At 71.3% G+C, this 23,955-nt stretch carries 22 protein-coding genes; 7 read left to right on the forward strand and 15 right to left on the reverse strand.

Features of this window, described 5'->3' with window-relative positions; genetic code table 11:
* Nucleotides 1–267 precede the first annotated feature (267 nt).
* Complete coding sequence (locus tag OG241_RS27995) at nt 268–1,215, forward strand: LAETG motif-containing sortase-dependent surface protein (protein WP_405818997.1); 948 nt, start codon at nt 268–270, stop codon at nt 1,213–1,215.
* A 133-nt stretch (nt 1,216–1,348) separates the two neighbouring features.
* On the opposite strand, the gene OG241_RS28000 is transcribed toward OG241_RS27995, so the two are convergent.
* The gene (locus OG241_RS28000) at nt 1,349–2,305 is read right to left on the reverse strand and encodes a nucleoside hydrolase (RefSeq protein WP_405826452.1); all 957 of its coding nucleotides are present in this window, start codon (nt 2,303–2,305) and stop codon (nt 1,349–1,351) included.
* A gap of 225 nt (nt 2,306–2,530) precedes the next feature.
* On the opposite strand from OG241_RS28000, the gene OG241_RS28005 reads away from it, so the two are divergent.
* Entirely contained in the window at nt 2,531–3,568 is a 1,038-nt protein-coding gene (locus OG241_RS28005) for a hypothetical protein (RefSeq protein ID WP_405818999.1), read from the forward strand.
* Between the two features lie 40 nt (nt 3,569–3,608).
* On the opposite strand, the gene OG241_RS28010 is transcribed toward OG241_RS28005, so the two are convergent.
* Nucleotides 3,609–4,340: an ANTAR domain-containing protein gene (locus OG241_RS28010; RefSeq protein WP_405819001.1), complete on the reverse strand. Its 732-nt coding sequence runs from the start codon at nt 4,338–4,340 to the stop codon at nt 3,609–3,611.
* A 265-nt stretch (nt 4,341–4,605) separates the two neighbouring features.
* Here OG241_RS28010 and OG241_RS28015 point away from each other — a divergent pair, with 265 nt between their 5' ends.
* The gene (locus tag OG241_RS28015; RefSeq protein ID WP_405826454.1) at nt 4,606–5,241 is read left to right on the forward strand and encodes a hypothetical protein; all 636 of its coding nucleotides are present in this window, start codon (nt 4,606–4,608) and stop codon (nt 5,239–5,241) included.
* An 82-nt stretch (nt 5,242–5,323) separates the two neighbouring features.
* Here OG241_RS28015 and OG241_RS28020 read toward each other — a convergent pair whose 3' ends face one another.
* From OG241_RS28020 to OG241_RS28055, 8 genes are all read right to left on the reverse strand, one after another.
* On the reverse strand, nt 5,324–6,001 hold the full coding sequence (locus tag OG241_RS28020; RefSeq protein WP_405819002.1) for a hypothetical protein: 678 nt from the start codon (nt 5,999–6,001) through the stop codon (nt 5,324–5,326).
* The gene (locus OG241_RS28025; RefSeq protein WP_405819003.1) at nt 5,998–6,612 is read right to left on the reverse strand and encodes an RNA polymerase sigma factor; all 615 of its coding nucleotides are present in this window, start codon (nt 6,610–6,612) and stop codon (nt 5,998–6,000) included. Before OG241_RS28025 ends, OG241_RS28020 begins: the two co-directional genes overlap by 4 nt.
* A 68-nt stretch (nt 6,613–6,680) precedes the next feature.
* Nucleotides 6,681–7,382 (reverse strand): TIGR03943 family putative permease subunit, encoded by a 702-nt coding sequence (locus OG241_RS28030; RefSeq protein WP_405819005.1) that lies wholly within the window; start codon nt 7,380–7,382, stop codon nt 6,681–6,683.
* A gap of 47 nt (nt 7,383–7,429) precedes the next feature.
* The gene (locus OG241_RS28035) at nt 7,430–8,482 is read right to left on the reverse strand and encodes a permease (protein WP_405819007.1); all 1,053 of its coding nucleotides are present in this window, start codon (nt 8,480–8,482) and stop codon (nt 7,430–7,432) included.
* A 100-nt stretch (nt 8,483–8,582) separates the two neighbouring features.
* Entirely contained in the window at nt 8,583–9,422 is an 840-nt protein-coding gene (locus OG241_RS28040; RefSeq protein ID WP_405819008.1) for a helix-turn-helix transcriptional regulator, read from the reverse strand.
* Nucleotides 9,423–9,480: 58 nt separating this feature from the next.
* Complete coding sequence (locus OG241_RS28045; RefSeq protein WP_405826455.1) at nt 9,481–10,236, reverse strand: SDR family NAD(P)-dependent oxidoreductase; 756 nt, start codon at nt 10,234–10,236, stop codon at nt 9,481–9,483.
* 154 nt (nt 10,237–10,390) lie between these two features.
* Nucleotides 10,391–11,734: a tetratricopeptide repeat protein gene (locus OG241_RS28050; protein ID WP_405819010.1), complete on the reverse strand. Its 1,344-nt coding sequence runs from the start codon at nt 11,732–11,734 to the stop codon at nt 10,391–10,393.
* Nucleotides 11,735–12,001: 267 nt separating this feature from the next.
* Nucleotides 12,002–13,510, reverse strand: coding sequence for an NCS1 family nucleobase:cation symporter-1 (locus OG241_RS28055; protein WP_405819012.1), 1,509 nt, complete (start codon nt 13,508–13,510; stop codon nt 12,002–12,004).
* Between the two features lie 217 nt (nt 13,511–13,727).
* Here OG241_RS28055 and OG241_RS28060 point away from each other — a divergent pair, with 217 nt between their 5' ends.
* The 3 genes from OG241_RS28060 to helR all read left to right on the forward strand — a co-directional run bounded on the left by OG241_RS28060 (nt 13,728) and on the right by helR (nt 17,679).
* Nucleotides 13,728–13,982 (forward strand): hypothetical protein, encoded by a 255-nt coding sequence (locus OG241_RS28060; RefSeq protein WP_405819013.1) that lies wholly within the window; start codon nt 13,728–13,730, stop codon nt 13,980–13,982.
* A 171-nt stretch (nt 13,983–14,153) separates the two neighbouring features.
* Nucleotides 14,154–15,398 carry a glycosyltransferase gene (locus OG241_RS28065; RefSeq protein WP_405819015.1) on the forward strand — a complete coding sequence of 415 codons (1,245 nt, stop codon included), beginning with the start codon at nt 14,154–14,156 and terminating at the stop codon, nt 15,396–15,398.
* 73 nt (nt 15,399–15,471) lie between these two features.
* On the forward strand, nt 15,472–17,679 hold the full coding sequence (gene helR / locus OG241_RS28070) for an RNA polymerase recycling motor ATPase HelR (RefSeq protein WP_405819017.1): 2,208 nt from the start codon (nt 15,472–15,474) through the stop codon (nt 17,677–17,679).
* Here the strand turns inward: helR and OG241_RS28075 are convergent.
* Nucleotides 17,654–17,854, reverse strand: a complete 201-nt coding sequence (locus tag OG241_RS28075; RefSeq protein ID WP_405819019.1) for a DUF397 domain-containing protein — start codon at nt 17,852–17,854, stop codon at nt 17,654–17,656. The genes helR and OG241_RS28075 overlap by 26 nt on opposite strands.
* Nucleotides 17,814–18,662, reverse strand: coding sequence for a helix-turn-helix transcriptional regulator (locus OG241_RS28080; RefSeq protein WP_405819021.1), 849 nt, complete (start codon nt 18,660–18,662; stop codon nt 17,814–17,816). The genes OG241_RS28075 and OG241_RS28080 overlap by 41 nt, the downstream gene beginning before the upstream one ends.
* A gap of 83 nt (nt 18,663–18,745) precedes the next feature.
* Here OG241_RS28080 and OG241_RS28085 point away from each other — a divergent pair, with 83 nt between their 5' ends.
* The gene (locus OG241_RS28085; protein WP_405819023.1) at nt 18,746–19,222 is read left to right on the forward strand and encodes an ATP-binding protein; all 477 of its coding nucleotides are present in this window, start codon (nt 18,746–18,748) and stop codon (nt 19,220–19,222) included.
* Here the strand turns inward: OG241_RS28085 and OG241_RS28090 are convergent.
* The 3 genes from OG241_RS28090 to OG241_RS28100 all read right to left on the reverse strand — a co-directional run bounded on the left by OG241_RS28090 (nt 19,219) and on the right by OG241_RS28100 (nt 23,918).
* The gene (locus tag OG241_RS28090) at nt 19,219–19,539 is read right to left on the reverse strand and encodes a transcriptional regulator (RefSeq protein WP_405819025.1); all 321 of its coding nucleotides are present in this window, start codon (nt 19,537–19,539) and stop codon (nt 19,219–19,221) included. The two genes, OG241_RS28085 and OG241_RS28090, sit on opposite strands and share 4 nt — an antisense overlap.
* Nucleotides 19,536–20,027, reverse strand: a complete 492-nt coding sequence (locus tag OG241_RS28095) for a hypothetical protein (protein WP_405819027.1) — start codon at nt 20,025–20,027, stop codon at nt 19,536–19,538. The genes OG241_RS28090 and OG241_RS28095 overlap by 4 nt, the downstream gene beginning before the upstream one ends.
* 75 nt (nt 20,028–20,102) lie before the next feature.
* A complete protein-coding gene (locus OG241_RS28100) occupies nt 20,103–23,918 on the reverse strand; it encodes a hypothetical protein (RefSeq protein WP_405819029.1) in 3,816 nt (1,271 codons plus the stop codon).
* Nucleotides 23,919–23,955: the final 37 nt, after the last annotated feature.

Consider the following 23,955-nt stretch of genomic DNA (forward strand, 5'->3'; position numbering starts at 1 on the left):
AAGCTGTCCACTTCGCCGGGAACGTGAACCTACGCGCCCCCGGAACACACCCCTCCTTGTGTGGCGAAATGGTAATTAAGCGCGAACATCCTTTGCATTCCACCAAGTTGACACCCCGGTCCACACGATTCACGATGTGCGAACGCTGTGGCGCATGTGACCAATGGGCCGGGCGTTCCTTCCACCACACTCCCCGGTACGGCCTGGCAGCGACGTGCTGTCCTCCCGCCGCACCCGGGTTCTCGCACACGCGAAGATGGGATCCGCATGTCCATACTGAGTCGTGTCACCGCGCTGCACCTCCTGGGAACGGGCGCGGCCACGCTCGCCCTCTGCGCGGCCTCGGCCACGGGGGCCTGGGCCACGGGCACGCCCGGCGGTGACGGCTGGGGCTCCAAGACCGGCGGCTACAAGCCCGGCGCCGGCGCGGGCACCAAGACCGAGACCGACCGCTGCCAGTTCTCCCTCGACGGGCAGAACTTCTTCGACTCGGTCCGCGTCGACGACCAGACCCTCAAGCCCACCGACGACGGCAAGGTCCACGTCAAGGTCCGCACCGCCGGTGACGCCAGCACCTGCACCGCCTCCCTGGCCTCCTACATCGCCCACGGTGCCACCTTCGGCACCTCCGGGCTGCAGGTCTTCGTCGACTTCGACACCGTCACGGTCATGCAGGGTCAGACCGACTCGCTCGACATCGCGGTGCCGGACGCGGGCTGCTTCGCGCAGATCGACCTCTACCGCGGCAAGGTCAAGTTCGACGGCAACCTCGACGCCAACGACGGCTTCGAGCACGGCGACCTGCCCAAGGGCCCGGACCGTCCGGTCATCAAGGACAAGCTGATCGCCGCCTGGAACGGCGGTACGAAGGACTGCTCGACCACGCCTCCGCCGGTCGAGGAGACCCCGGGCAGCCCGACCCCGACGCCTCCGGCCGAGGAGACCCCGGGTACGCCGACCCCCTCCGAGCCCGTGTCCGAGACGACCCCGCCCGCCTCCGAGACGCCGTCGACCCCGACGCCGTCCGAGTCGACGCCGGAGTCCACCCCGCCGGCCACCCCGGCCAGCCCGGACAGCAGCCAGCCGCCGCTGGCCGAGACCGGCGGCGGCAGCGCCACCGGCCCGATCGCGGGCGGCGCCGCCGCGCTGCTGATCGGCGGCGCGGCGATCGTGATGGCGACGAAGCGACGCAAGGCGGGTCGCGCCGGTTCGTGATCACGAACATGATCATGTCCTGAACAGTGCCTGAACAGGGCCTGATGTACGTCCGCCCCGGTACCGCTCCTCGCGAGCGGTACCGGGGCGGACGTCGTTGACGGGGTCTGCCCGGCCGCCGACTGCCCGGCGCCTACCGGTGCTGGCCCTCCACCGTCCTGAGATACAGCTCCACGTACCGGTCCACGTCGATGTCCAGCGCCACGTCCACCAGCGGTTGCGTACGGGTGCCGTGGTGGATCTCGGACTCGCCGGGGCGCGGTCTGCGGTCGACGACCGTCTGGCCGCGGGTCGGGCCCGGCGCGAGGGAGACCTCGACCGGCAGCAGGCTGGTGGTCAGCCCGGCCGGGTCGGCGACCGAGCAGACGGCGCCCGCATCGCCGAGGCCGCCGCTGGGGGTGGGGTCGCCGGTGGCGGCCGGGTCGCGGTGGGCCAGCAGCTCACCGGCGAGCCGCGCGCCCGGTTCCGCGCTCGCGCGCAGCCGCTGGACATCGACCCCCGGCACGACGACGCGCCGGAAGACGTCCAGGCCGTACATCGTGATCGGCACCCCGGCGGTGAGGAGCACGGCGGCGGCCTCCGGGTCGTGCCACACGTTGAACTCGGCGACGGGAGTGGCGTTCCCGACCTCCACCGCGCCGCCCATGAAGACGATCCGCTCGATGTTGGCCGTCACCTCGGGGTGCGTACGCAGGAGCAGGGCGATGTTGGTGAGCGGGGCCATCGGTATCAGCGTGACCGGGCGGGGCGAGCCGAGTATCTCGCGGCGCAGCAGGGTCACCGCGTCCACGTCGACGGGCTTGCGGGTGCTGGACGCGGCCAGGCCGAGGTCGCCCAGGCCGTCCCGTCCGTGCACATGGGCGGCGGGCCGCGCGGGCTCGATCAACGGCCGCTCGGCCCCACGCGCGACGGGCAGATCGGGGGCGCCGGCCTGGTCGAGGACGGTGAGGGTGTTGCGTACGACCTGGTCGACGTCCGTGTTCCCGGCGACACAGCTGACCGCGCGGAGGTCGATTCCCGGGTGGCGTACGGCGAACAGCAGGGCCAGGGCGTCGTCGATGCCCGTGTCGCAGTCGATGATGACGGGCACGGGGTGAGATGGACCGCCTTGTGCGGCAGGGGCATGGGTCTGAGCGTGGGGCTGGGCGTGGGTGTTGGGTTCCGCAGTCGTCACGGTGAAGGCTCCTTTCCCGGCAGCACAGGCTCTCAGACGGGGCGTCTCACCCGTACGGCCCGGCCCGGTGGTGGGACCCGGCTCGCAGTGGTGCCGTCGGAGGAGCGATCTGACGTACGGCACCTCTGGAGGAACCCCTTGATGACCCGTCGGCCCTCGCCCCGTGCGGTACGTCTGCTCGCCTCGGCCCTCGGGACGGGCGCCCTGCTGACGCTGGCCGCGTGCACACACGACGGGTACCACGCCGGGGGCGACACGGGACTCAAGCAGGCCAGAGCCGCCGCCTCGCCCACTCCCGCACAGCACGCCTCAGCCTCCCCGACCGCCCCGCAGGCCCTCACCGACGCCCAGGCCAGGGGCGCCCTCCTCACCGACGCCGACCTCGGGGCGCCGTGGACTCCCAGCGAGGGCGCCGCGCTCTGGCGGGACGCGCTGCTCAAGGCGACGGCGGACAACGCCGACTGCGGACGTCTCCTGGACGCCGTGTACACGGAGGAGCTGGTGGGCGAACCGGCCGGAGCGCGTGCCGTCGCCGGGTTCGACGACTACGACGACGGCGGACAGCTCCGCTACCAGGTCAGCGCCGCCCACCGGGCCGACGTCGACAAGCGGCTCGCCTGGCTGCGGACGATGCCGCAGAAGTGCGCCCGCTTCACGGCGGTCGGGCCGCGCGGCGTCCGCCAGGAGGTGCGGGTCAAGGAGGTCCGGCTGCCTGAGACGGGGGATGCCCGGCAGGGGCTGCGCCTTTCGACGAGGGGCGAACTGGACGGCGCCCCGGCCACGCTCACCCTGGATCTCGCCGCAGTACGGGTCGGCGACGACGCGATCGTCCTCACCAACGGCGGCTTGGCCGAGCCCCGCACGGAGTACACGGTCCACGCCCTCCAGGTCGGCGCCGAACGCCTGAAGCAGACCAGGAAGGAGACCCCGGTCCCGCCACAGACTCCGGTGGGGGACGAGAGCCAGAGTCCCGGCCAGAGTCCGACACCTACAGCGAGCCCGAGCCAGACGCGGGGCCCGGTCCAGGCCGAGCCCCGGCCTCAGCCTCAGGAGCGGCAGGGCGAGGGCAACGGCCAGGGACAGAACTCGGGGCAGACACAGGAGCAGGAGCAGGGCCAGAATCAGGATCAGGAGCAATACCAGGACCAGGGGCAGGACACGGACGAGGACGAGTACTGACCCCCGGCCCCGGACACCTCGCCCCGCCCCACCAGGCGGCCTACCCCCTGTCGAGCCGCCTCCGCCGCCCCACCACCTCTCGCGCCACCGCGAGCACCGTGCGGCCGTGGGAGTAGGCGTGCGCGCGCAGACGTACCAGGGCCTCTTCCGCGTCGACGCCGAGCTGGACCATGATCATCCCGGTGGCCTGGTGGATCTCGTCGTAGTCCGCGACCAGGCCGCCCAGCCGGGCCGTCCTGGACAGGTCCGTCAGCGACACCGTCACGATCCTCGCCACACAACCGGCGGTGCCCAGCTCGCCGGGGGTCAGCTCCCCGACGGTGTCACGGTAGAGGTCCAGTGTGCCGACGCAGATGCGGCCGCTGCCGAGGGGCAGCGCGTACACCGCGCAGACGCCCAGTTCGCTCGCCTCCTGGGCGAAGACCGGCCAGCGGCGCGCGTCGCGGCCGGCCGTCAGATCGGACGCGAGGACGGGAACGCCGGAGGAACCGGCGGACTGGCCGGGCCCGTCGCCCAAGGTCGCCTGCAGCTCGGCCAGTTGGGCAGCGCGCGCGTCGGTCTCAGTCAGCCGTAAGGGCACGCCGTCGGCGCGCAGGGACACACTCGCGCCGGTCACCGGCAGCAGTTCGACGGCGACATCACACAGCCGCCGGGGGATCTCACCGGGTCGGGAGCCCCGTACCCGCTCGACGATCACGTCAGCCAACCGCTCATGACGCCGATCGCGTCCATCGCGCCCATCGTGCCGACCGTCCCCGAACCGCACGGCCATCGCCTCCCGGAGCCTTTCGAGTCCTTCGGGTGTCCCGGGTACCCGCGGCACCCTCTTTACGCATGCACACGCCGGTGTAAATCGAAATCACCCTCAGTCCCGCGCGGGGAGGTGTAGGTAACACCACCCCCACATCGGCCACTCAGGCCCAGGGACGAAGCGCGCCGCGACCGGCACGATCCCTTACATGAACAAGACGACGAAGACACAGCAGACAACAGAGCAGACAACGCGGCCGACCACGGACACGCTCCACCCGACCGGCATGAGCGAGCGGACCGCACGTCGCCTGACCGGCGTCGCGGGTATCGCCACCGCCGTCGCCCTGATCGTCGAAGTGCCCCTGTACTTCATCTACTCGGGCCCACCCCCGGACGCGAACGTCCTGGCCCGTCTCCTGATCGGGATCATCGCGCTGGCGTTCCTGATCCTCTTCGTGACGAGTTTCCGCGAACTGGTGAAGCGGGTGAACCCGGCCTACGAGTGGGCGGCCTCGCTGGCCTACGCGACGGGCCTCGTCTACGCGACGATCACCCTGGTCTCCATGGGTCTGGAGGCCGGCGCGGTGATCGCCACCGACAACTCGATCGACCCGACGATCGAGGTGAACGGCACCTACATCCTCTACGGCTCGATCAGCCGCCTCCTGCTCGCCCTCTTCCTGACGGCGACCGCCTACACGATCGCCCGCACGAACCTCCTCCCCCGCTGGACCACCCGCTCGGCGTACGTCCTGGCAGGCATCAACCTGGCCTTCGTACCGTCCCTGTTCTTCGGCAACACCCCGGCCAACTTCTACGCGGCGAACGGCTGGGGCACGACAGCCCTGATGGGCGCGATCCTCAGCTACTGGCTGCTGGCCCTGGGCATCTCGACGTACCGCAGCGGCACAAAGCGCTGAGCTCGCTCGACTTCCCTCCCCCCATACGGACATCGCGGCGCCCGCCTTCCCGGCAGGGCGCCGCGGCGCGTACGGGCGTGTGTCAGTTCCCAGGAGCCCCGAAAGCCTGCTGGAACATGGTCCTTCCTTCGTCCGTGGCGATGGTCGTGCCGCCGCAGATCGGGACGGCGCCGTCGTCCGCGGTGACCAGGTACTGGGTGCCGACCTCGAAGATCGTGGCCTCGGAGTTTCCCTCGTCGCTGGTGAGGCGGACCTCGTCGGGGTGGAAGGCGGTACCGGTGGTGGCGCGGTACCAGTGGTCGACCGTCAGATCGACGCGGTCGCCCCGCTTGGCGGTCACCGTGCCCTCGAAGGCGAGTTGGTGGCTGAGCAGGAACTGCAGAGTGGGTGCCGCGCACTTGGCCGAACCGCTGTCCGCAAGCGTGAGCGTCAGGGGCTGGGCCCGGGAGTGGGTCTGGGGCGCGGCCGTCACCGTCCCTGCGCCGTTGCTGTCTTTCGCCGCGTCTCCGCCGCTCGCGGCGACCCCCCAGGTGACACCGCCTCCCACCACCAGCAGGGCGGCGAACGCCAGAGCCGGGACGAGTCGGCGGCGCGGCCCTGCGCCCACCGTGCTCGTGGTCGTGCTCGTACTCGTATCCGTAGGTGCGGTGTTCGTGTTCATCGTGGCCTCCACGAGACGGGCGACGTCGGGTCGGGGAGCCTTCGAGGTCAGGGCCGGGTCCGTGGCCTTCAGGTGGGCCAGCAACTCGTCGTCGTTCACCGACTGCTCCTTCCGCTTTCTTCGCTTCCTTGTCCTTCGCCTGTCTCATGTCCGGCGCCCGGGCCGGTCTTTCGCTCCAGTCGCGCCGCCAGTTTCTTCTTCGCCCGGTGCAGCCGGATGCTCACGGCGTTCGCGCTCAGGCCGGTCACCTCTGCGATCCGGCTCGGGGTCAGTTCCTCGTACGCCCACAGCTGGACGATCTCCCGGTCCAGCGGGCGGAGTTGGGCGAGCGCCGTGTGCAGGGCGGTGTGGTCGGCGTCCCCCGTCTCCCGCGCCGAGCCCGCCGCTGTCCACGTCAGGCGTTCCAGGAGTGAGCGTCTGCGTCGGTCCGCGCGGCGGGCGTTGGCCAGGCAGCCGCGGGCCACGCCGTAGCACCAGGGCAGTACGGCGTCGGGGTCTGGGACGAGGACGGGGGCGTGCTCCGTCGCCAGACCCGGTACGTCCTCGATGCGGCGCCACAGCACCAGCAGCGTCTCCGCGAGGACGTCGTCGACCTGGTCGGGTTCCGCGCGCCGCAGCAGATAGCGGTGCAACGGCTCCGCCACGACCCGCGCCAACGCCTCGAACCGGGCCCGCTGATCCCGGGTGGCCCTCTGTTCCGTCTCCGTCATGGATTCCACGACCTGCCTTGTCCGGCACTCGTGGAATCCTTTCACCACGGCTCAGTCACGCGCCGCGGTCATCGTCTCTCGTACGGGTTCGACGGCTCCGCGACCGTCCGTACGGATCCCGCGTCCAGCACGGGTGGCCAGGCCGCGTCCGAGCCCAGTTTCCCCTTGGGCACCCAGGTTCCGGTGACCGTGACCCAGGTGTCCGTGACCGGGGCGTCGGCGTCGCGGATCTCGACCTTGCCCGTCGAGGCGTCGGCCGCGCAGCAGGAGACGAGGAGGCGGGTGACGTACCAGGTGCTGTCGTCCCCGTGGGTGACGAAGCCGGTCAGCCGGACGGTACGGCCCTTCAGTGACCGTCCCCTGTCGAAGATCGCCCGCGAGCCGAACTCGCCGACCGTCAGCTCCAGCGGATTCCCGGCGGGCAGCGCGGGGAACGTACCCACGCCCTGCGCGGCCCGCTGAGCCGCCTCGCGGTCCGCGCTGTACGAGCCCAGGGCGGGCGGCGGGAAGAGGAGCAGCGCGAGGGCGGGAAGCGTGAGCAGCCAGGCGACCCGGGGGCCGTGTCCATGACGGTGACCATGACCGTCACTGTCACTGTCAGCCTCACCGTCGCTGTCGGCCCGCCCCCGTGCCAGGGCGGCCACCACCCCCAGCAGCACCAGTACCACCCCGGACACCACCAGGTACGGCCGCAGACCCTCCTGGACGTACCGCAGATACAGCTCGCTGAACAGCGCGATACGCAGCACCGCCCCGCCCGTCAGCAGCAACAGGACAGCGGGTCCGTACCCTCTCCCTCTCCCTCTCCCTCTCCCCCTCACAACAGCCACCACCCGACGACGACACTGCTCGTCAGCGCGACCACCCACGTCACCGACGAGAACCGGAGGGCGAAGGACCGGCCGAAGGTGCCCGCCTGGAGGGCGATCAGCTTCAGGTCGACCATCGGGCCGACCACCATGAAGGCGAGCCGGGCCGTGGGGGAGAAGCCGCTGAGGGAGGCCGCCACGAAGGCGTCGGCCTCGCTGCACACGCACAGGACGACCGCCAGTACGGCGAGCAGCGGCACGGCGAGCCACGCCGAGCCGGTGAACACGTCGAGCACGGACCTCGGGACGACGATGTTGAAGGTCGCCGCCGCCCCCGCGCCCAGCACCAGGAAGCCGCCCGCGTGCAGGAAGTCGTGCTGGAGCCCGGCCGAGAACCCGCGCCAGCCGGAGGACTGGGTGGGCCCGCTCCCCGACGTGGGCTTGCGCAGCCACTCGTCCCGCCCGAACCGTGCCCACAGCCAGCCCATGACCACCGCCGTGACCAGGGAGGCCACCAGCCGCCCGAGCACCATCCTCGGTTGCCCGGGGAAGGCGATCGAGGTCGCCACCAGCACCACGGGGTTGATCGCCGGCGCGGAGAGCAGGAACGCGAGCGCGGCGGCCGGGGCCACCCCGCGCCGCATCAGGCTCCCCGCCACCGGCACCGACGCGCACTCGCACCCGGGCAGGACGACCCCGGCCGCGCCCGCGATCGGCACGGCGAGCGCCTGGTTGCGCGGCAGCAGCCGGGTGAACACCCGCTCCGGTACGAACGCCCCGATCGCCGCCGACACCACCGTGCCCAGCAGCAGGAAGGGCACTCCCTGCACCACGACCGCCGTGAACACCGTCCACCAGGCGGCCACGGCGGGCGTGTAGAGGTCGAGGGCGAGGGTCGGCCCGAGTACGGAGGCGACGGTGGCGATGGCGATCAGCGCGGCGCCGCCGACGACGGCGTACACGAACGCGCGAACGGCGAACCGCAGCCCGTCGGCCACGCTCCACCCGCCGCCGTATCCGGCGTACCTGTCGCCGTACCCTCCGTCGTGCTCGCCGTCCACGCGCTCGCACCATCCCGGTCAAATGTCCACAGGTCCGGCCGAACACTAACCGCTCTTACTGTGCGATCCCCGTGGAATCCCACAGAAAGCCGTGCGGCGATCAAAGATGTGGTTGCCGTTCACCGAGGACGGAGAGCAGTTGGAGTTTGTCGTGGTGTTCGGTGCCCGGGGTGGCGGTGTAGACGAGGAGGATCTGGTCCTGCGCGGGGTCGAGAAGGCTGTGGCAGTGGAGTTCGAGGATGCCGAGGTCGGGGTGGGTGAAGCGCTTGGTGTCGGGGCGCCGGACGCCGATCTCGTGCTGGTTCCACAGCCTGGTGAACTCCTCGCTCCGGGCCAGCAGTTCGTCGGTGATCTCGGCCGCGCGGGAGCCCGGTCCCTGGCGGGTGTAGGCGACGCGCAGGTCCGCGGTGAGGGCGCGGCTGTGCAGCGGGTGGTCGGCCTCGGGGTAGGTCCGCCGGGCGTGCGGGTCGGTGAACCAGCGGTGGATCAGGCTGCGGGCCAGTCCGGTGTGCCCGGTGTCGTCGCCGACGAGGGCGACGGCCGGCCGGGTCTGGACGAGGGTTTCGGCGAGGGCGGTCAGCACTTGGGCGGGGGTGTCGGCCAGACGGTCCAGGATGCGCAGCATGCCGGGGGCCACATGGTCGGTGAGGGGGGCGGGGCCCGGGGTGTGGTGCCCGGCGATCCTGAACAGGTGGTTGCGTTCGTCCAGGGTCAGACGCAGGGCGCGGGCGATGGCGGCGAGGATCGGCTCGGAGGGGGTGGGGCCGCGCTGCTGCTCGATGCGCGCGTAGTAGTCGGTGGACATGCCGGCCAGCACGGCGACCTCCTCGCGGCGCAGGCCCCGGGAGCGGCGGCGTGCCCCGCGTGGCAGCCCCACGTCCTCGGGCTGCAGGGCCTCGCGGCGGGTGCGCAGGAAGTCGGCGAGCTGGGCGCGGTCCATGATGCGATTCTCCAGGCTTCGTGACGCGGGGGCGTCCTCGGCTTCGTGACGGGGTGCGTCAGAGAAGAGTTCCGCCGGAGGCTTCGATGCGCTGGCCGGTGATCCATCCGGTTCCCGGGGCGAGCAGCGCGGCTATCGCGCCGCCGATGTCGTCGGGCTCGCCGACACGGCCCAGGGCGGCGTTGCCGGCCCACTGCGCGTTCATCTCCTTGTCGTCACGGATCGCGCCGCCGGCGAAGTCGGTGGCGATCGGCCCCGGGGCGATGGTGTTCACACTGATCCGGCGTCCACCCAGTTCCTTGGCCAGGTACCTGCTGTAGGTGTCGACCGCGCTCTTGACCGCCCCGTACACCCCGAAGCCCTCGCCCACGAAGCGGGCCAGACCGGTGGACAGGTTCACGATGCGTCCGCCGTCGGCGAGCAGTGGCAGCAACTCCTGGGTCAGGAAGACGACCCCCTTGAAGTGCACGTTCACCATCAGGTCGAACGCCTCGACGGTGGTCTGGCCGACCGGGGTGAACGCCCCCACGCCGGCGTTGTTGACCAGGTGGTCGAAGCTCTCACGGCCCCAGACGGTGGCCAGCGCCTCGCGGAGGCCGGCGGCGAAGGCGGGGAAGGTGTCGAAGGAGGTGGTGTCCAGCTGGAGGGCGACGGCCCTGCGGCCCAGCGCGGTGACCGATTCCACTACCTCGGCCGCTTCGGTCTCGTTCGACCGGTAGGTGAGGACGACGTCGGTGCCCGCCTCCGCGAGTTTCAGGGCGGTGGCCCGGCCCAGTCCCCGGTTCCCGCCGGTGACCAGGGCGATCGTCTGCATCGTCTGCTGGCTCATTGTGGTGCTCCTTGTCGCGCTACAGCTGCGCGGGGCCGTTGCCACTCGCGCGGCGGAAGAACCGCCGATATCGAGAATGCGAGGAGTCGCCCTGCGGATGAAGGCACAACTGATCCAGGGACAACCTGTCCCCCTTTGGTCAAAGAGGCGGCTGTGCGGGTGCCGGGCCCAGGGTGGTCGTCCCGGGGGCCGTACGGTGCCCCAGCCCCGTCCGGTACGCGTCGAGCGCGGCCTCCACCCGGCCCGTCCGGCGCAGCAGATCGCCGAGCAGCCGGCACAGGTCGGCGAGGTCACCGGCGGCGCCCGCGCGCTCCAGGACGCTGAGGGCGCGTACGTAGTGCTCCTCGGCCTTCTCCGTGTCCCGGGCGTCCTCGGCGATGATGCCGAGCAGCCGGTGGGCGGCGGCCGAGTGCACGGCGCCGCGCTCCGACGACAGATCACCGAGTACGTCGTGCAGCAGCGCCGCCGCCTCGTCGGACTTGCCGCGACGGTGCAGTACGTCGGCCAGCTCGACCGTGACCTGGCTGCTGTAGAGGGCGGCGCGCTTGGCGGACAGCATGGCGTGCGCCTCGCGCAACTCGGCTTCCGCGCGGGCGAGTTCGCCCTGCTGGGCGTAGAGATACCCGCGCATCCAGTGGCAGTTGGCCAGCTCGGTACGGATCTGCAGCTGCCGGTACAGCTCGGCGGCCTTCGCCAGCGAGGCGTCGGCCTCCGCGTACCGTCCCTCGGCGAGCATCGTCCGGGCCACCTGTCGGTGCATCCGGGCGATGAGCGCCGGATCGCGCACCTGCGGCGCGAGCGCGAGGGCCAGTTCGGCGGCCTGGGCCGCCCGTGCGTGGGCGCCCATGTCCATGTAGGGGGCGATGGAGCTGGCGTAGAGGGGGAGGAGCGCGTCCGGGTCGTGCAGCCCGCTGCGGTTCAGCTCGTCGATCGTCGACTCAAGAAGGTATACGGAGTAACGGAGTTCACCGGCGAGATAGTGCGCGACGGCCCGTCCGCGCAGGGCGGGGACGCGGCCGGTGAGAGGTTCGTCGGCCAGACACCGTTCGGCCTGCTCGAAGTACTCCTGGGCGGCGCCGAGATCCCCGGTCTCCACTCCGCACTCGCCGAGCCCGAGCAGCGCGGCGGCCTCCTCCGCGAGGAGCCCGAGCCGCGCGGCCTCCTCCCTCAGCTCCCGGTACTGCTTGGCCGCGGCCTCGGTCTCGCCGGTGGCGAGGGTGCGCTGGGCGTCGGTGAGCCGGAGCCGGACGTCCGTGGCCAGATGGGCCGGGCGCCCGGTCACGATCTCCTCGTACGCCACCCCGAGCCGCTCGGCGATGTGCCGCAGCGCCTCGTCGGAGGCCCGCACGCGTCCGGCCTCCAGGGTGGAGATGTAGGCGGGTGTGTAGGCGGGCTCCGCCAACTGCCTCTGTGTCAGCCCCTGCTCGATACGCAGCCGCTGCACCCTGCGCCCGATGACCTCCGGGTCGTCGCGCTCCACCATCGCCAACTCCCCTGCGCCCACTTGCCGTTGAGGTCCGTCAAGCTCTACGTTAAGCCACGGATTAAGCGTGCTTAATACGTCGCTGTTGTCGCGAGGTCGCGAGGTTGCCATGCTCTCTCATGCCAGAGCGATCTGCGCGGCGATCGTCGCCGCCGCCGCACTCATCCTCGCCGCTAACGCGGGCCCGGCGCGGGCGGCGGAGCCGCACCGGACCGGACCCGCGCACGAGGCCGTGGAAGCCGAAGCCCGAGCCGAAGCCGTGACCGGTCAGACCGCGGGCTCCTTGTCGGGTTCGGAAGCCACCAGTCGGCTCCTCGCGCCGCTGATCCCGAAGTAGATCGTCCCTGCGACGAGCACCCCGATGAACCACGAGTACGGCCCCAGAGCCGCCCCGTACCCGGACGGGCCGTACGTCGGCAGGATGCTGGAGAAGATCGCGCCCACTGCCGCCGCCACAAAAGCCCGTATGTTCCAGCCGCCCTGGAAGCGGAACTCGCCGTCCTCCTTGTAGAGGTCGGGGACGTTCAACTGGGCCTTGCGGAGCAGGTAGTAGTCGACGACGACCACGCCGAAGATCGGGCCCATGGTCGAGCCGATGGCGTTGACGAAGCTCGGGGCGTTGTCCCAGGGGTGGAGGGGGTAGAGGAGGAGGGCGATGACGGCGGCGATCAGGCCGCCGCGCTTGAAGGTGATGTGCTTCGGGGCCACGTTGGCGAAGTCGAAGGCCGGGCTGACGAAGTTGGCGACGACGTTGATGCCCAGGGTCGCGACCGCGAACGTCAGGGCGGCCAGCAGGACGAGGAACGCGCTGTCGAACTTGGCCGAGATCGCCGCCGGTTCGAGGATGACCTCGCCGTACACCTTGCTGGCGGAGGCCGTTGTGACCGCCGCGACCAGCGAGAACAGGATCAGGTTGACCGGCAGGCCCCAGACGTTGCCCTTCTTCAGGGTCTTCTCGTCAGGCGCGAACCGGGCGAAGTCACCGAAGTTCAGGAAAAGTGCGGCGAAGTACGTCACCCAGGTCGCGGCGATGGCCGCTATCGCGGCGAACGAACCCGGCGTCACGTCCAGGCCGGTCGCGCTCTTCGCCAGCGCCGCGAGGTCCTTGGCCGGCATGTCGACGGAGAAGGACAGGGTGCCCGCCTTCACCGACAGGGCCACCGCCAGCACCAGCATCATCAGCCAGACCGCCGGGCCGGCGAAGTCCTGGAAGCGGCGGACCGTCTCCATGCCCTTGCTGATGATCAGCAACTGGGCCGCCCAGACGGCGAGGTAGCAGATGACCTCCAGCCCGCTGTGGTCGAAGAGGTGGGTCGTCTCGTGCAGCTTCTTCGGACCGTCGTACCGCACCAGGAACGCGACGATCGCGCCGGCCGCCGCGCTGGTCTGGGCGCCGTACCAGAAGGTCGCGACCACGGCCCGGACGAGGGCGGGGACGTTCGCGCCGAAGGTGCCGAAGGAGGCGCGGGCCAGGACGGGGTAGGGGACGCCCGTCCGTACGCCGGCCTTGCCGATCAGCGTCATCAGGTAGTAGATGATCAGCGATCCGACGCCGATGCCGATCAGGAACTTGAAGGTGTTGCCGGCGACCAGGAACAGACTGGCGGCGAGGAAGTAGCCGTACAGACTGTGTACGTCCGAGGTCCAGACGTTGAAGATGCTGAACGCGCCCCACTTGCGCTCGGTGGCCGGGGCGAGGTCCTCGTTGTAGAGGCGGGGGGAGTAGCCCTCCCTGCCCGTGATCTCCGCGGATCTGTCCGTGTCCGTGTCCGTCATCGGGGTCTCTTCCTGCGCGGGTCGCCACGATGGCGCCGGATGGCCTAAAGGGAACGGGCAGGATGTTTCGGCCAAATGCCACGCACGTAACCGCCCTGTCAATGGAAGTTCCCTTCCACTGAGCGAAACGGGGTCGTACCGATAGGCACCCAAGTAGGGCTCAAAGGGGTGATGTAAGAATCAGCCGAACCAGGAGTCGACGGAAGAGGCAGCGGAGATGGCGGAGATGGAAGGGAAGAACGAGAAGAACGGGAAGAAGCGCAGGATTCCGCTGGCCCACGTGGCCCTCATCCTCTGCTCCGTGGCCCTCGTCCGCTTCCTGACCGACGTGATCTTCGACTTCTCCGTCGACAGCCTGATCGACGGGCTGGTGGGCCTGGTCCTCCAGGTGGGGGTGACCACCGCGCTCGTCATGGCCGTCGTGCTGTTCCGGAGAAGGAAGCAGAGGCAGCAGAGGGGCGCGGAGGGCTGAGGTTCACCGGCCCGGCATGCCACGCGACGCCACGAAAACAAAAAAGCAAGGAGTTCTAAACTCCTTGCCATATTCAATGTATAGCGCACCGGGGGGCTTGCGGCAAGGCCCCCGTCGTGCCGCAGAATCTCCCGCCTGAGCCGGAAATTCGCGGAAACGGGGAGTCTCGAAGTGCGTGTTCTGCTGTCGACCTATGGGTCGCGCGGGGATGTCCAGCCCATGGCCGCGCTCGCCCTGGCCCTGCGGGAACTCGGTGCGCTGGTACGGGTGTGCGCGCCCTCGGACGACGAGTTCGCGAAGCTGCTGGCCGAGGTCGGCGTGGAGTTCGTGCCGGCCGCCGAGCCGGTGCGCACGCTGGTCACCGGGACGGCTCCGCTGACACCGGAGGGCCTGCCCCAGCGCGCCGCCGCGTTGACCGCCGCGCAGTACGAGGCAGTCGTGGCCGCGGCCGAGGGATGTGACGCGGTGGTGGCGACCGGGCTCGTCCCGGCGGTGGGCGCGGCCCGCTCGGTGGCCGAGAAGCTCGGCATCCCCTTCCTCTACGTGGCCTACTTCCCGACCATGCTTCCGTCGCCCCACCACAGGCCGCACGCGCTGCCCGGCCGCCCGTTCCCGCCGGACGAGACCGACAACCGCGTGCTGTGGGACCTGACCACCGAGAGCTTCAACGTCCTGTACGGGCCGGGGCTCAACACTCACCGGATGTCGATCGGCCAGCCCGTCGTCGACGACACCCTCCGCCACGTCTTCACCGACCGGCCACTGCTGGCGGCCGACCCGGTCCTGGCCCCGTGGCCCGAAGCGGGCACCGGTGCGTCCGACCTCGGTTCTGCCCTCGATGTCTTCCAGACCGGCGCGTGGATCCTGCCGGACGAACGGCCCCTGCCCGCCGACCTGTTGGCGTTTCTGGCGGCCGGCGAACCGCCCGTGTACGTGGGCTTCGGCAGCATGCCCATGCGGGAGTCGTCGGACGTGGCCCAGGTGGCCGTCGAGGCGGTGCGCGCGCAGGGCCGGCGCGTCCTCGTCGGGCGGGGCTGGGCCGACCTCGCCCTGATCGACGACCAGGACGACTGCCTCGCCGTCGGCGACGTCAACCACCAGACACTGTTCCCCCGGCTGGCCGCCGTCGTACATCACGGCGGCGCGGGTACGACCACGACCGCCGCCCGCGCCGGGGCACCCCAGGTGGTCGTACCGCAGATCGTGGACCAGCCCTACTGGGCGGCCCGGGTGGCCGAGTTGGGCATCGGCGCGGCGCACGACGGTCCGACACCGACCTTCGAGTCCCTGTCCGCCGCTCTCGATGTCGCCCTGGCCCCCGAGACCCGCGAGCGGGCCACCGCCGTGGCCGCCGCTGTCCGCACCGACGGGGCGGCGGTGACCGCGAGGCTGCTGCTCGACACGGTCGGCCGATAGCGGGTTCCCCGTCCTCGTAATTCGCAATTCACCATTCACCATTCACAAGTCTCGTAGCCTCGGAGCTGAAGACGTGACCTCCCTGATCACCGCCGGCGCGTTCGACCTGCCCGACCGTCTCTCCGCCAAGGCCGATCCGAAGCTGATCGCCCGTGACGAGCGGCACTTCGCCGCCATCGCGGAGTGCCTGGAACAGTCGATCGCCGAACTGACCGAACGTCTCGACGCCGTGCGCAAAGCCCCCGGTGGCACCGGCCGCGACGCGATGGACCGGGACACCGAGATCCACCGGCTCACCGCCCGTCTGCGCGCCCTGCGCCGCTTCGGGCTCGACCTCTGCCTCGGCCACATGGTCAGCGCGGACGATCCCGAGCGGTCCGTGTACGTCGGACGGCTCGGCCTCACCGACAGCACCGGCCGGCGGCTGTTGCTCGACTGGCGTTCCCCCGCCGCCGAACCGTTCTTCGGCGCCACCCACGGCAACCCGATGGGGCTGGCCAGCCGCCGCCGGTACCGCTGGACCGACGGCCGGATCAGCGACTACTGGGACGAGGTGTTCGCCTCGGACGGGTTCGACGGGCACGCCGCCGCCCTCGACGACCAGTCCGCCTTCATCGCCAGCCTCGGCAGCGACCGTTCGCCGCGCATGCGTGACGTGCTCGGCACCATCCAGGCCGACCAGGACGCCATCATCCGCGCGGGTTCGCGGGGCGCGCTCGTCGTCGACGGCGGCCCGGGCACGGGCAAGACGGTCGTCGCCCTGCACCGCAGCGCCTACCTCCTCTACGCCGACCCGCGTCTCGGTCACCGTCGTGGCGCCGTCCTGTTCGTCGGCCCGCACCGGCCCTACCTGGCGTACGTCGCCGATGTCCTGCCCAGTCTCGGCGAGGAGGGCGTGCAGACGTGCACCCTGCGGGACCTCGTCGACGAGGGTGCGTCGGCGGGGGTCGAGGCCGACCCGGACGTGGCCCGGCTGAAGTCGTCGGCGGAGCTGGTGAAGGCGGTCGAGAAGGGCGTCCGCTTCTACGAGGAGCCGCCCACCCAGGGGATGACGGTCTCGACCCCCTGGTCCGACATCCGGCTGACCGCCGGGGACTGGGCCGTCGCCTTCGAGGCGGCACCCGGCGTCCCGCACAACGAGGCCCGCGACCAGGTCTGGGAGGAGATCCTCACGATCCTCGCCGAGAAGCACGAGGCCGACGGTGACGGTGCCGGCGACCACGACATCTCGCCCGAACAACTCCGCAAGGCCCTCGCGCAGGACCGGGAGCTGCTGGGCACCTTCGATCGCGCTTGGCCGCTCCTCGAAGCGACCGATCTCGTCGGAGACCTGTGGTCCGTGCCCGCCTATCTCCGGATGTGCGCGCCCTGGCTCACTCCCGATGAGGTACGGAAGCTGCAGCGCGGCGACGTCCACGCCTGGACCGTGTCCGACCTGCCGATCCTGGACGCGGCCCGGCTGCGGCTCGGGGACCCGGAGGCGGCCCGGCGAAAGCGGCGGCACGAGAGCGTGCTCGCCGCCCAGCGCGAGCGCATGGACCAGGTCGTCGACAACCTGATCGACGCCGCGTCCGCCTCCGGCGCGGACGGTGACGAAGGTGTGGGCCTGGTACGGATGCTGCGCGGCCAGGACGCCAAGGTCAGCCTGGTCGACGAGTCCGAACTGGCCCTCGCCGCACCGGACCTGCTCGCCGGGCCGTTCGCGCACATCGTCGTGGACGAGGCCCAGGAATTGACCGACGCGGAGTGGCAGATGCTGCTTCTGCGGTGCCCGTCCCGGAGCTTCACCATCGTCGGGGACCGCGCCCAGGCCCGGCACGGGTTCACGGAGTCGTGGGAGGAGCGCCTCGAGAGGGTCGGGCTCGACCGGATCACCCTGGCGTCCCTCAGCATCAACTACCGGACGCCGGAGGAGATCATGGCGGAGGCCGAGCCGGTCATCCGGGCCGCCCTCCCCGACGCCAACGTCCCGACGTCCATCCGCAGCGGCGGGGTTCCCGTCGTCCACGGCTCGGCGTCGGACCTCGACGCGGTCCTCGACGCCTGGCTCACCTCCCACCCCGAGGGCATCGCCTGCGTGATCGGCGCCCCCGGGTTCCGGCCGACGACGTCGCGTGTCCGGTCGTTGACCCCGACACTGTCGAAGGGGCTCGAGTTCGACCTGGTCGTGGTCGTCGATCCCGAGTCGTTCGGCGAGGGCATCGAGGGGGCCGTGGATCGCTACGTCGCGATGACGCGAGCGACCCAGCAACTCGTCATCCTGACGAGCCCACAGCCGTAACGAACGCGGTGAATGCCTCCGGCGTGAGCGTGAGAGCGCCCAGGCCGGGGGCCTTGGAGTCGCGGACCGCGATGTGGGGGGTCAGGGGGGCGACTTCGACGCAGTCGCCGCCGCTGGATCCGCTGTACGACGACTTACGCCACTGTGCGCTCGCCGGACTCGGGCTGCTCCCCATAGCGTTCCTCCATAAGTCGAGCGATCAGCGCCGCCGACTCCTTCGGAGAAAGGGCGTCGGCCTGCAAACGAGCGTATCCGACAGAACGCTCCCTGATCACTTGCGGGTTGGCGGTCATGTGACCCGCGTCGTAGCTCTCGCTGTAGTGGACGTCCGGGTCGTCATCGAAGCGTAGGAGATTGAACGAGCCCATCATCGCGGCATGTTCACCTACCGAGAACGGCAGCACCTGAAGCTGGGTCCAGGGCCGGTCGAAGCAACCCAACAAGTGGGCTAGTTGCCTCCGCATAGTGTCCCGGCCACCGATCTGCCGGTGCAGAGCCGACTCATCCAGTACCACGTACAGGACCGGCGGCTGTTCGCGTTTCAAAAGCCGCTGGCGATCCATCCGAGCCGCCACCATCTCGTCGAGACGGTCCGTTTGGTCAACGCCCAGTACGGCCCGGGCGTACTCCTCCGTCTGCAGCAGGCCGTACACCAACTGGCACTGATAGGTGGAGATATATGTGGCCCTCGCCTCCATCTCCGCGTACGCCTGGAACCAGTGCGGGAGTTGGCTTCGAAGCACCAGCCCCACCAGCCGCGAGAACTCCCCGTCCGTTCCCAACGCCGCGTCCACCCGTTCGGCGAACTCCCTGGTGGGAACCTTCCTCGCTGTCTCGACCTGGCCGACCAGTGACCCGGTACAGAAGATGCACCCACCCAACTCCCCCTGGGTGAGCCCCGCTTCCTCCCTCTTTCTGCGCAGCTCGAAGCCGAAATAGTCCAGCGGAGAGGCACTGGGGTCGAGTTCGCGGATGTTGGGCACGGTGGGCCACCCCCGAGCTGACGCTTCGCGTCGTTGGATTCGTTCTGTAGCCCAGCGTAATCACGTGACTCCACTCTGGTGACATGAATCACGTAACTGACGTAACCGGCCTGGGCGCCAGCCCTCTTGGGCCGAGGTACGGCATGAACTTCACCCTCGGTGAGCATTCGGCTCTGCACCTTCGCCGGATCCTCCGCGCCTACCTCCGCGCCTGGGGAATGCCGGGCCTCGCCGATTCCGCCACCCTCGCCCTGACCGAGCTGGTGTCCAACGTCGTACGGCATGTCCCCGACCGGCGCGGCACCGTACTGCTGCTGCGGAAGTCCGGCGGGGACGGAGTCCGGGTCGAGGTCAGCGACACCGACGCGCGGGTCCCGGTGTTTCCGGGGTTCTCCACGGCCGTGGACGGAGAAGGCGGGCGCGGGCTCCTGATCGTCGAGGCCGTCACCGACCGCTGGGGCTGGCACCGCACGCCCTCGCACCCCACGCACACCGGCAAGACCGTCTGGTTCGAGTGCGACGCCAAGAACGGCGACAGCCCTGACCGGCGCCGGGACTAGAGCGCCGGATCCGACGGCCCCACGATCGCCCGCAGTGCCGCCAGGTGTCCCCGGTAGGCGTCGCGGCCCCGGTCGGTCAGGCGGAGCCACACGCGTTGCCGGGTGTCGCGGACGGCCTTGCGCTGCTCGACGTAGCCGGCGTCCATCAGGACGGTGACGTGCTTGCTCAACACGGAGGCGGAGAGGCCGAGTTGCTGCTGGACCAGGCCGAACTCCGCCTCGCCCGCCGTGTCCAGCAGGGCGCAGACGCGCAGCCGGTTTGGGGCGTGGACGGTGTTGTCGAAACCCGTCGGCCCGTCGTCCGCCCCGGCGCTCACACGGACTTCCGGTGCAGCCGGACGAAGGCGAGGTGGAAGCCGACGGACACGGCGGCGCCGATCAGTGAGGCCGCGATCAGCCACGCCGGCCGTCCCGTGACCCGGAAGGCGAACGCCGACCCCACCAGCAGCGTGGGCAGGCCGACCATGAGTGGCACGGTCACCCGCTTCGGCAGCACGTCGAACCGCAGGGCCACCCCGGTCCTGTCGCGCCAGGACCTGGCCGCGACGGCGAGGAGTGCCCCGTACACAGCGGTGGTCGCCAGCATGACGGCGATCCAGGCGGGGCGCGGCAGCAGCCAGTCCGACTCGGCCGCGATGCCTCCGTAGGTGATCGGCAGCGCGGCGATGTAGAGCGTGAGCGTGACGAAGAACCAGGTCGGCCATGGTGTGGCCGACAGCGCGGCGGCCGAGGCCCGGACGTGCTCGGTGTCGGCCAGGGCGGCACGGGCCTGTTCCGGCGTGAGCTGAACCCCGTTTGTTTCCATGACGGAAAGAGTAGCCGTTGGTTTCCGGAATGGAAAGAGACGAGTTTCCGGTACGGCAAGTGAGCTGCCCGCGATCTACGTGGTGGTCCCGCACACCCCCCGGAACCCCGCGTCCGGAATGTACGTCCGCCACTGGTCCCGCGTAAGACCGTGGCCCCCCGCCCGGCCGCACACCTCCCGTACCGCGCCCGCCGGGTCGATCGAGTAGCGCTGGAGGGGGACATGGGTGCTCCCCGCGTACAGCGTCGCGCTGTCGGGAGCGAAGGCCAGCGTCGTGATCGGGTCGCCGGGGGTGGTCAGCGCGCCGCCCAGGGGCTGGCTGGTCGCGATGTCCCACAGCTGGAGGGTGCCCGAGTCACCGGCGACCGCCAGGGTGCGGCGGTCGGGGCTGACGGCCACCGCGCCGACTCCCTCCGGGCCCCCTTCGAGCGCGGTCGGGAAGACGCTGCGCAGGACGCCCGTGCTGCGCCGGAGGTCGCCGTCCCACAGGGCGACGCGGCCGGACCAGTCGCCCGCCGCCAGCAGGGAGCCGTCGGAGGAGAAGGCCAGGGCGCCGGTCCGGCCACCCTGGACGAGGCTGGGCCTCGTGACCCGGCCGGAGGGCGGGCGCACGGCGCGGTTGTCGCCGACGAGGAGGCCGCCGTCGGGGCGGACGGCCAGCGGCATGCCCTCCAGCCCTCGGAGCGTGCCGGTCCTGCGGTGCCGGGTGACGTCCCAGACCTCCTCGTCGAGTCTGCCGACGTCCGATATGCGGGTGACGTAGAGGCGGTGTCCGGCCGGGCCCAGCTGCAGTCCCGAGATCATGCCGGCCGAGTCGGAGTTCGGCAGGGACAGGGTGGTACGGGCGCGGTGGCGTCCGACGTCCCAGACCGTGACCGGCTGCGGCCCCGTCGTGACGCCGGGCGCGGAGATCCCGTACGCGAACGTCGTGCCGTCGGGGCTGAAGCTCGTCACGGAGAGCGTGCCCTGCGGTTCCACCGGCGTGGAGGCGTCCTCGGAGACGGGTGCGGGCGGGGACGGCAGGGTGCCCAGGTCGTGGCCGTCGCGGGTGTCGAGGAGCCGGAAGCGGTAGTTGGCGCCGGTGGTGCGTTCGGCGGTGGCCAGCGTGTGACCGTCCGGGCTGAGCAGGACGCTCTCCGCCGGGTGTGCGCGCCAGGCCGGGGTGACCGCCGGGCCGAGGTCGAGGGTGTGGACGGTGCGCTCCTCCAGGTAGCGCAGGGCCGGACGGCGGCCGGGGACCCAGCTGAGGCCGTCCGAGGGGGTCTCGTTGTTCAGGGCGTGCCGGAAGACGGGGTCCGTCGTCCCGTCGAGGCGCCAGACCCGGACCTCGGTGTCGTCAGCCGTCGCCAGCAGCGACCCGTCCGGGCTGAACACGGCGGCGTCCACCCCCAGCGACGGGATGTCGGCGACCTGGCGCCCGGTGCCCGTGTCCCAGACGCGCAGGCCGGTGTTCCCGCTCGTCCCGGTCGATCCGTTGCCCTCGGGGCGCCGGCCGGTGTCCGAGAGGACCGCGAACCGGCCGCCGCCCCCACCCTCGCCCCCGCCGAACACCAGCGTCGAGTTCTCGTCGCAGAGTTTCCGGGAGTGCTCCCACGAGCCGTGCACGAGACGCCGGTCGTGGAGGTCCCACAGTTGCGGTGCCTGGCCGTCGGGGCAGAGGGCCACCAGTCGGCCGTCCGGCCCCGCTGCCACGTCGGACAGGTCGGCCGCGCCGCGCGTCGTGTAGAGGAGGCGGCCGTCCGCGACCGACCGCAGCTGGACCCGGCCCTCGCCGGTGGTGGCGAGGAAGGTGGTGCCGTCGGGGCTGAAGCGTATGTTCGCCCAGTCCGCCGTCGGTCGGGAGGAGCCGCCGGTCCAGTGCCGGGTCGCGGTGTCCCACAGCTGGACGCTGGTCTTCCCGCCGACGGCGAGCACCCGGCCGCCCGGCCCGGCGGTGATGAGGACGTCCGCGTCGCCCCCGGGAAGGCGGCCCGAGGCCGTGCGCCGGCCGGTCGCCAGGTCCCAGGTCCGCCAGTTGCCGCCGTCCGAACTGAGCAGCGTACGGCCGGAGTCGAGGAGGAACCGGACGGTGTCGTCCCCCGTCGCGGGGTCGGTGAAGGTGCCCTGTTCGGCCTGGGTGAGGGAGCCGAGCAGCGCGCGCCGGGCCTCGGGCAGCGGGGAGACGCGCCAGGCGGCGACGCCCAGCAGCATCGCGGTGCGCGGGTCGGTCGTACGGAGGCCGTCGGCGACCTCGGCGATCCGGCGAGCCGCGTCGTCGGTGCGCCGCTCCTTGTTGTCCTGGGCCTGCGTCCAGGCGGCGAGGCCGATGAGGAGCGCCACCGCCAGTACGGCGGACAGCGCGCCGACGAGGGTGCGGGAGCGGCGGGCGCTCCGGGTCGCGGCCCGGCGTTCGGCCTCGCGGGCTGCCAGGGCGGCCGTGAGGAACGCGCACTCCGGCGCCGTCAGCGCGGTGCGGTCGTCGGCGAACAGTTCCTCGGCGCGGACCAGGCGGCTGCCCCGGTAGAGGGCGCCGGGGTCGCGGTCGTGCTCCAGCCAGGCGCGGGCGGCCTCGGTGAGGCGCCGGTGGTGGCGCAGCCGCTCGCGGTCCTCCTCGATCCAGCCGTGCAGCCTCGGCCAGCAGGTGATCAGCGCCTCGTGGGCGAGCTGGACGCCGTCCTCGTCGACGGTGACCAGGCGGGCGCGGGCCAGCCGGTCCACCACCACGGGCACGTCGTCGCCGTTCCAGTCGTCGAGTTCGGCGCGGACCAGGGGGCGCCGGGTGTCGGCGTTGCCCTGGCCGGGCTCGATCAGCCGCAGCAGCAACTGGCGGGCGGTGCGTGCCTGGGTCTCGGACAGCTTGCCGTACACGTCCTCGGCGGTCGCGGCGATGGCGCCGAGGACACCGCCGACCGACTCGTACCCGGCCAGGGTGAGCATGCGGCTGCGACGGCGGCGCCAGGTCTCCAGGAGGGCGTGGGACAGCATGGGCAGCGCGCCCGGCTGGTCCTGGACCTCGTCGACGATGCGCGCGGTCAGTTCCCGTTCCACCAGCAGTCCGGCGGCCTGGGCCGGTCCGATGACCGCCTCGCGCAGCTCCTCCGTGTTCATCGGGCCGACCAGCAGACCCGCGCCGCGCAGGGCGTCGGCCAGTTCGCGGTGCTCGGCGCAGCGGGCGTAGAAGTCGGCGCGTACGGCGATGAGCACCCGCAGTCGGCTGTCCGGGTTCCGGGCGGCGAGCAGCAGGTCGATGAAGTGGGAGCGCTCCCGCGGATCACGGCAGAGGGTGAAGACCTCCTCGAACTGGTCCACCACGACCCAGCTCGTCGGCTCGCCCTCCTTGGGGGTCAGCAGATGGCCGTACGTCCGTGCGGGCGTTGCTCCGGGGGTGAGCACCCGGAGCGCGGCCGGGGCCCCGGCCCGCGCGATCTCCGCGCGCAGGTGGGGTATCAGTCCGGCCCTCAGCAGCGACGACTTCCCGCTCCCGGACGCCCCGAACACGACGGCGAACCGGTGGACGCACACCAGTTCCCGCGCCTCCTCGACGAGCCGGTCCCGGCCGAAGAAGAGGGCGTGGTCGCCGGGTTCGAAGCGGGCCAGTCCGCGGTACGGGGGTGCCTCGTCCGGCGCTTCCTCGCGCACGGTCCCGGCGGCTTCCGCGTCGGCGTCCTTCCACCGGGGTTCCCACTCGCCGAGGTCGCCGCCACAGGCCCGTACGTATCCCTGGAAGACGGCGAACGAGGGCATTTTCCGCCCGGCCGCCGCCTCGGACAGCGATGTCACCGAGCAGCCGGCCACCTCGGTCATCGACCGGTACGACGGCCCGCCCGCCGCCCTGCGCAGCTCGCGCAGCTCGTGTGCGAGCCGCTGCGCGGGACCCGCGCCGGGGTCCAGTGGTCTTTCGGGACGCCCCACGGGTTACCACCATCCGGGTGAAAACGATGTTCGGGCG

Origin of the sequence: Streptomyces sp. NBC_01390, from assembly GCF_045040105.1 — a bacterium.
GTDB lineage: Bacteria > Actinomycetota > Actinomycetes > Streptomycetales > Streptomycetaceae > Streptomyces.